Consider the following 7,697-nt stretch of genomic DNA (forward strand, 5'->3'; position numbering starts at 1 on the left):
ATGGATGAAAATAAGTATTTAGGGGCATTTCAAATTATTATGAATGCTGGAAATTCAAAATCTGCATCCCTTATGGCAATTGAGTCCGCCAAAGAAGGAGATTTTTTAGACGCTGAGGCAAAACTCAAGGAAGCGGAAAATGAAATGAGGGCAGCCCATCAGGCACAGATAGATATGATACAGCAGGAAGCTTCTGGAAACCCAGTGGATGTAAGCATTATTTTGGTACATGCTCAGGACCATTTAACCATGGCTATGATGTCAAAGGATTTTGCAGAACAGTTTGTTGAAATGTATAAGCTGCTATCTGATTTAAAGAAAGAAAAAAAATAAAAAAATAAGGAGGAAATTAAGATGAATATTATGTTAGCATGTTGTGCAGGAATGTCCACATCACTGGTGGTGAGCAAGATGGAGGAAGCCGCCAAAGCCCAGGGGAAGAGTGATTACAAAATATGGGCCGTGGAACAGGGAGAAATTGAAAGTGAACTTGGAAACTTCGATGTATTATTGTTAGGTCCTCAGGTACGTCATATTATGAGAAAAGTAAGCAAAATCGTAGAAGGTAAAGCTCCAGTAGCAGTTATTGATCCGGTATCTTATGGAAGATGTGACGGAGCGGCTGTGTTAAAGCAGGCAGAAGCTTTGGCAGCTGGTAAATAGTCTAATAGAAAAGGGGAAGTAAAAATGGCGGGTTTCTCACAAAAGTTTGAAGATGGGCTGATGATTGTAGCCGAAAAAGTAGATGATAACAAATATCTTTCCAGTATTAAAAATGCTTTTACAGTTTTTATGCCATTTGTTATTGTAGGGTCTTTTGGAACCCTGTTAAATGCATTGATTGCTTCAGATAAGACCGGGCTTGCAAGGTGGCTCCCATGGCTTATGAATTTAAAGCCAGCATTCAGTGCTATGAATTTTTGTACCATGACCTTTATGGCGGTTCCTATCATATTCTTAATTGCTATGAATCTAGCAAAATACAATAAAATACCGGAATATATCAGTGGAGTCGTTGCCGTCGCTGCCTATATATCAGTGGTCCCTCAAATGGTTACAGTGGGGGAAAGTTCGGTGTCCGGTCTGTCGTCAGGTGCATTGGGGGCTCAGGGGTTATTTATTGGAATGATAATAGCAGTTTTGGTAACAGAATTGTTTACAATGCTCATTAAGATTGATGCGATTAAAATAAAGATGCCGCCTGCAGTTCCAGCCGGTATTGCAACATCATTTAATGTACTGGTCCCTATTTTATTAACGCTTGTCATTACTTCCGTAGCCGGTATTTTATTTAAGATGGCAACCGGATCCTATGTCAATGAATGGATCTATAAAATTGTTCAGGCACCGCTTGAATCTGTATTCCAAAGCCCCATAGGAATTATTGTGGTTGTTATTATTTCTCAATTGTTCTGGTTTTTGGGAATTCACGGAGGACTTGTTATTTCTCCGATTCGAAATCCTTTGATTGCTGCAGCAATTGCAGCGAATGTATCTGCTCTTGGAGCAGGACTTACACCAAGTCAGCCGGTAACTTATGGCTTCTGGTTAAATTTTGTGGTAACTGGCGGTGCAGGAATTACGTTATCTCTAATATTTGCGATTTTCTTGTTTTCAAAGAGAGATGATTTTAAAATGATAGGGAAGCTTTCCTTTCTCCCGGGATTATGTGGAATTTCGGAACCCATTGTGTTTGGCTTGCCACTTGTTTTAAATCCAACCTTTGCCATTCCGTTTATCCTGAATTCAGGAATTGCCACTGGAATTGCAATGTTTGCGACAAAAATTGGTTTTCTTCCATGCAATACTGTGGATGTACCTTTCGGTGTTCCGGTAATCCTATCTGCCTTTATCAGCCATGGGTGGCAAGGGGTGGTAATTCAGGTTATCATTCTTACCGTCTGCATCTTTACATGGGCTCCATTTGTGCTTATATCCAATAAGCAGGCAGAGGAAAAGGCAGTGGATTAAGATAGAATCAAATAGAGAAAAAGGCTGGGAAAACGTAGGTGGATTCTCAGCCTTTTATAAAACAGTCAAGGAAGTAGAGGTGCGTTAATGTTAGAGAAGAAAAATGTGTTTCCGGAAGGCTTTTTATGGGGAGGTGCTACGGCTGCCAACCAGTGTGAAGGCGCATGGAATGAGGATGGAAAGGGAATGAGCGTGGCGGACTGCTCCGTTTATAAGCCCAATGTGGATCCTAAGGATTATCAGGCACAACATGGGATTAGCAGCAAAGACATTGATGAGGCCATGAAGTCGGATTCTACGGAGATTTATGGGAAACGGCATGGGATTGATTTCTACCATCGTTATGAGGGAGACTTGGATCTTTTTCAGGAAATGGGGTTTAAAACGTTACGTGTTTCCATCCAGTGGACTAGGATCTATCCGACTGGGCTGGAAGAGGAACCAAATGAAAAAGGACTCTTGTTCTATGAAAAATTATTTAGGGGAATGAAGGAGAGGGGAATCGAACCTTTGGTAACCCTTCATCACTATGAGATGCCCCTTTACCTATCCAATCACTATGATGGATGGTATAAACGAGAAGTGGTTGACTTATTTATAAAATTCTGTAAGACTGTATTTACTCGATACAAAGGACTGGTCAAATACTGGCTGACATTTAATGAGATTGATTCGGTATTTCGCCATCCATTTACGACAATTGGGATTGTTCCAGATCGTTATCCTCAGGAAAAGTTGGAGGAAATCATATACCAGTGTGTACACAATCAATTTGTAGCCAGTGCCTTAGCAACAAAGTATCTTCATAAGATGGTACCAGGGGCACAGATGGGCTGTATGCTTACAAGAACTTTAACTTATCCGGAGAACTGTCACCCAAAGAATATGCTTCTTGCGCTTAAAATCAACCGGGAAAATTATTATTATGCAGATGTGCAGGTGTTTGGAGAATATCCGAAACACATCTTAAACGAGTGGAAGAATAATCAGATTGAGGTAAAGTTCGAACCAGGAGATGAAGAAATATTAAAATGTCATACCGTGGATTTTGTATCTTTTTCCTATTATATGACCATGGTAGCCAGCATAGAGGGGGAGAAGAAGGAAAAGGTCTGTGGAAATTTAACTTCGGGAGTGAAAAACCCTTATCTTGATGTGACCGAATGGAACTGGCAGGTAGATCCAGATGGACTTCATTATTCCCTGATTGATCTATATGATAGATATCGAAAACCATTGTTTATTGTAGAGAATGGTCTTGGGAATCGAGATAAAGTTGAGGAGGATGGAAGCATACAAGACGATTACCGAATCGATTATTACCGTCAGCATATTAAGGCCATTGGTGCGGCAATTTCTGATGGGGTTGAGGTGATGGGGTACACCCCGTGGGGGTGCATTGATTTGGTTAGTATGTCCACCTGTCAGATGTCAAAGCGTTATGGGTTTATCTATGTGAATGTCGATGATTTGGGACATGGTACGTATAAAAGGAGTAAAAAGAAATCCTTTTCCTGGTACAAAAAAGTAATTGAAACAAACGGTGCAGATTTGAATTAGAAAAGAGGGATAATAATGAAAAATATAGTTCCAGAAGGTTTTTTGTGGGGAGGTGCATTGGCTGCAAATCAGTGTGAAGGTGCTTACTTAGAAGGAGGAAAAGGCCTTTGTGCAGCGGATGTAATCAAAGCTGGGGCAGATCGATTTCAGAATATCACCTTAAGCATAGATCCGGAAAACTATTACCCATCCCATGAAGCAATTGATTTTTATCATCATTATAAAGAAGACATTAAAATGATGTCAGAAATGGGATTTCGCTGCCTTAGAACCTCTATTTCGTGGTCCAGAATTTTCCCGACAGGGGAAGAAAAAACACCCAACGAGGAAGGGCTTAAATTTTATGATGATTTATTTGACACGATGTTAAGTTATGGCATAGAACCGGTTGTGACTATGTCTCACTACGAATCTCCTTTGGAGTTAACGAAAAAATACAATGGATGGGCAGACAGACGTCTTATTGGACTTTTTGAGAAATATTCTAAGGTGTTATTTGAGCGTTATAAGGATAAGGTTAAGTACTGGATGACTTTTAATGAAATCAATAACGTGATGCGGTTGCCTTATTTGGCTGCAGGGGTTGATGTAACGGGAATAGAGAATTGGATGCCAATCGCATTTCAGGCGGCTCATCATATGTTTGTTGCTAATGCCATAGCTGTAAAGCTTTGTGGGGAAATTTGTCCAAAGGCAAAAATAGGCTGTATGCTCTCTCTCTCTAATACGTATCCAGCTACCTGTCATCCAGAAGATGTTTTTGAAACCTATGAGCTGCGCCGTCGCTCTCTTCTTTTTTCCGATGTAATGCTTAGAGGAGAATATCCGGGATTTGCCAAACGACTAATGGAATCTTATGGAGCTGTTTTAAAAATAGAAGCGGGAGACCTAGAACTGATAAAACAGTATACCAACGATTATCTGGCATTTAGTTATTACCGTACTATGGTGTATTCTCATGACAGTCAATTGGAATACAATACGGGAGGCGGTTTCGGGAGTGAAAATCCTTACCTACAGACATCTGAATGGGGATGGCCCATTGATCCACTGGGATTTCGCTATACCTGTAATGAATTATATGATCGTTATCAGGTACCGTTATTTGTTGCGGAGAATGGATTAGGAAGGGCGGATGAAATCAGCCCTGACGGAAAAATCCATGATGAAGAGCGGATCAATTATTTAAAGGATCATGTATCTGCAATGGAAGAAGCCATCAAGGATGGCTGTGATGTATTTGGCTATACCTGGTGGGGGCCCATTGATATTGTCAGCGCTGGAACCGGAGAAATGAAAAAAAGGTATGGCTTTATCTATGTGGACCGAGATAATGAAGGAAATGGTACCCTGGAGCGAAGAAAAAAGGACTCTTTCTCATATTATAAAAAAATCATAGAAACAAATGGAACTTTTTAATAATAACTTTAGGCCGTTATCCCAAAAGAGGAGATAGACAATGATATGGATCTAGTTATTTCAACTTGTGGAAAAATTGCGGAAATGTTTATACTCATTCTTTTGGGTGTTATGAGTTTTAAATGCAGATTGATAGACGAGAGTACCAGCAAAAAACTTTCTAACTTTTTATTAATGCTGGTAGCTCCCTGTCTTATCATCAATTCCTATCAGATAGAATACAGGCCGGAACTGATTCAGGGGTTATTTTTGTGTCTGGTATTTTCTTTTATAAGTTTTGCCCTGGATGTGGCAATTGCCCAGTTGGTTATCCGTCCGAAATCAGGACCCAATTTAGCAATTGATCGTATGGGTATTATTTATTCCAATTGTGCTTTTATTGGGATACCATTGGTTGAAGGGGTTCTGGGAAAAGAAGGCGTGTTTTATGTAAGTGCGTATTTGACAGTATTTAATATATTAATTTGGACCCATGGTGTGTCTCTGATGGTGAAGGGGGTATCCATGAAAGAAAATTTAAAAAATCTCAATACACCTACCATTTATGCGATTTTCCTTGGGCTTTTATTGTTTTTTTTACAATTTAAAATTCCCAGCATTCTTTTAAACCCAATAGCCAGTGTGGGAAGTATGAATACTCCTTTGGCTATGTTGATAGCGGGCGTAAATCTGGCCCAGTCTGATTTTCTACGGAGTTTTAAAAGCCCCCGTACCTACCTTATGAGTTTTATAAAGTTGATTGTAATTCCTATGGCAACATTGCTTATGCTCATGATTTTGAGGGCGGAGAGGAATACAGCATTTGTGGTGTTCATTTGCGCAGCATGTCCCACAGGAGCTATGACAACGATGTTTGCTTTGAGATATCATAAAGATGCTCGGTATGCTTCGGAGATGTTTTGCACCACTACGTTTTTTTCCATGATTACCATACCGGTACTTACTTTTCTGGCAGGGATTCTACTTTAATAATTTTACATATAAATCACCTTTCCATTCTAAAAGATTTAATAGAATGGAAAGGTGATTTTTGTCTAGGATAACGAAATGGTGAAATAAAATAATATAGGCTGGATGAAATAAAAAAAGTATGTTAGGATAAGCAGGACAAGAGTCAATATCAAAATTCGAGGTGACATACAATGAAATTTATTAAAAAAATCCCCCCGGAAGACTTGGATATTTCAAAGGAATTAGAGGATACTGGCTGGCTCCGGCTAAAAGAACCAAAATCCTCCTTATTGGCCATCCTTTTGTCTCTACCGATTTCTTTTGTCCTTATGTTCGTAAATGTGCTTTGGTGTTATTTATTATCCCCTTCGTTTCAGGATTTTCTTTCGAATTCCAATGAATTATCGGTGGAAATTACCTTTGGACTAAACAGCATTCTCTATCTTTTTGGAATGGTATTTTGTCTTTTTCTACATGAAATGATTCATGCCGCCCTAATTCCGGGAGTCATAAAATCAAGTTGCACGTATTGGGGATTAAACGGACTTTTTGGTTTTGTATACACAGAAGAGGTGATTTCAAGAAACCGATTTTTTCTTATATCAATTATACCGTTATTGGTGCTTTCTTTCCTGGTACCGCTTATTATTTATGCGGCAGGCAGTATGACTGGTTATCTAATTTTCTTAAGTGTGTTTAATGCTGGGGGAGCATGCGTGGATGTATTAAATATTTTGTTAGTGAATCATCAGGTTCCCCAAAAAGCAAGTGTAAGATCAAATGGGAACGCCACTTTTTACAAATAATATCATAAAAAAACGGGACGTAAATAAGACGTCTCGTTTTTTTATGGTAGAGAAAGAATCTAGGTCTTTCGTTATTTTGTGATTTTTCCATCCTTAAATATACGTATCATCTCGTGAGTCAGACTTAAATTGGTAAACTCATCGGGGATATCCTCCGGTGCCATCCATTCAGCGGTGGATAACTCAGTCAAATCAAGGGTTACTTGTGGAGAACCATCCAGTTCGGCCCAGTACCCCATTAAAATCGTATCGCTAATGCCCCAGGGCTGGTTCTTATAGTAACGTAGGTTCTTTACCTTTAGTCCAACTTCTTCCATCACTTCCCGATGAACTGTCTCTTCAAGTGTTTCTCCAAATTCCGTATAACCTGCAATAAGTGCATAACGGGAATAAGTGCCGCCTGCTTGTTTTGCAAGAAGAATTTTTCCTTCATGAAAAATCGCGACTATGACGGCGGGAGCGATTTTCGGATAGACTGTGTTTCCACAGGAAGAACAAACCATTGCCCGTTCTTTCCGGCTATTTAACATCTTGGATCCACAGCAGCCACAATAATGATTGGATCGGTAAAACCGATGAAGCTGCATGGCGCAGACCGCAGAGAATGAGACCCAAAGAGTCGGAATCTCTCGAAGTATACTTGATTGGTGAATGGTGATCCCAGGCAGGTTTGAGAGCGTTACGCCTGTTTCGTCAATCAAATAAAACGTCTTATCGTCAATGGAAAAGAGGTAATCACAGTGGGACATAGCCTCTGATTTTTCCTCCAGTAAAGAAGAAAATTGTGGGATGGATTTTTCATCTCCATCCACTAAGGCTAATTTACCATCGATAAAATAGAAAAAATAGCTGTCATCATCCGGCGCTTTAATCTGAAATTCATTGTGAAATACGTGAGGAAAAATATCCTGTATCATATGTGGAACCCTTCTTTTCTTTATTTATCTTTATTTATCTACGATATATAGGATATTTTAAGTTTAATAAGAG

8 protein-coding genes are annotated in these 7,697 nt (G+C 39.5%); 7 read left to right on the forward strand and 1 reads right to left on the reverse strand.

Annotated features, from left to right (window positions below):
• The 7 genes from EFT72_RS12325 to EFT72_RS12355 all read left to right on the forward strand — a co-directional run bounded on the left by EFT72_RS12325 (position 1) and on the right by EFT72_RS12355 (position 6,707).
• A complete protein-coding gene (locus EFT72_RS12325; RefSeq protein WP_124067226.1) occupies positions 1 to 333 on the forward strand; it encodes a PTS lactose/cellobiose transporter subunit IIA in 333 nt (110 codons plus the stop codon).
• A 21-nt stretch (positions 334 to 354) separates the two neighbouring features.
• Complete coding sequence (locus EFT72_RS12330) at positions 355 to 663, forward strand: PTS sugar transporter subunit IIB (protein WP_124067227.1); 309 nt, start codon at positions 355 to 357, stop codon at positions 661 to 663.
• A 24-nt stretch (positions 664 to 687) separates the two neighbouring features.
• Entirely contained in the window at positions 688 to 1,971 is a 1,284-nt protein-coding gene (locus EFT72_RS12335; RefSeq protein WP_124067228.1) for a PTS transporter subunit EIIC, read from the forward strand.
• Between the two features lie 87 nt (positions 1,972 to 2,058).
• Positions 2,059 to 3,531, forward strand: coding sequence for a glycoside hydrolase family 1 protein (locus EFT72_RS12340; RefSeq protein WP_124067229.1), 1,473 nt, complete (start codon positions 2,059 to 2,061; stop codon positions 3,529 to 3,531).
• A 15-nt stretch (positions 3,532 to 3,546) separates the two neighbouring features.
• Positions 3,547 to 4,950, forward strand: coding sequence for a glycoside hydrolase family 1 protein (locus tag EFT72_RS12345; RefSeq protein ID WP_124067230.1), 1,404 nt, complete (start codon positions 3,547 to 3,549; stop codon positions 4,948 to 4,950).
• Between the two features lie 45 nt (positions 4,951 to 4,995).
• Complete coding sequence (locus EFT72_RS12350; protein ID WP_124067231.1) at positions 4,996 to 5,919, forward strand: AEC family transporter; 924 nt, start codon at positions 4,996 to 4,998, stop codon at positions 5,917 to 5,919.
• A gap of 173 nt (positions 5,920 to 6,092) precedes the next feature.
• Positions 6,093 to 6,707 (forward strand): DUF3267 domain-containing protein, encoded by a 615-nt coding sequence (locus EFT72_RS12355; protein WP_124067232.1) that lies wholly within the window; start codon positions 6,093 to 6,095, stop codon positions 6,705 to 6,707.
• A gap of 71 nt (positions 6,708 to 6,778) precedes the next feature.
• On the opposite strand, the gene nudC is transcribed toward EFT72_RS12355, so the two are convergent.
• Positions 6,779 to 7,624 (reverse strand): NAD(+) diphosphatase, encoded by an 846-nt coding sequence (gene nudC / locus EFT72_RS12360; RefSeq protein ID WP_124067233.1) that lies wholly within the window; start codon positions 7,622 to 7,624, stop codon positions 6,779 to 6,781.
• Positions 7,625 to 7,697: the final 73 nt, after the last annotated feature.

Source organism: Clostridium sp. E02 (assembly GCF_003833015.1).
Lineage (GTDB): Bacteria > Bacillota > Clostridia > Lachnospirales > Lachnospiraceae > Lacrimispora.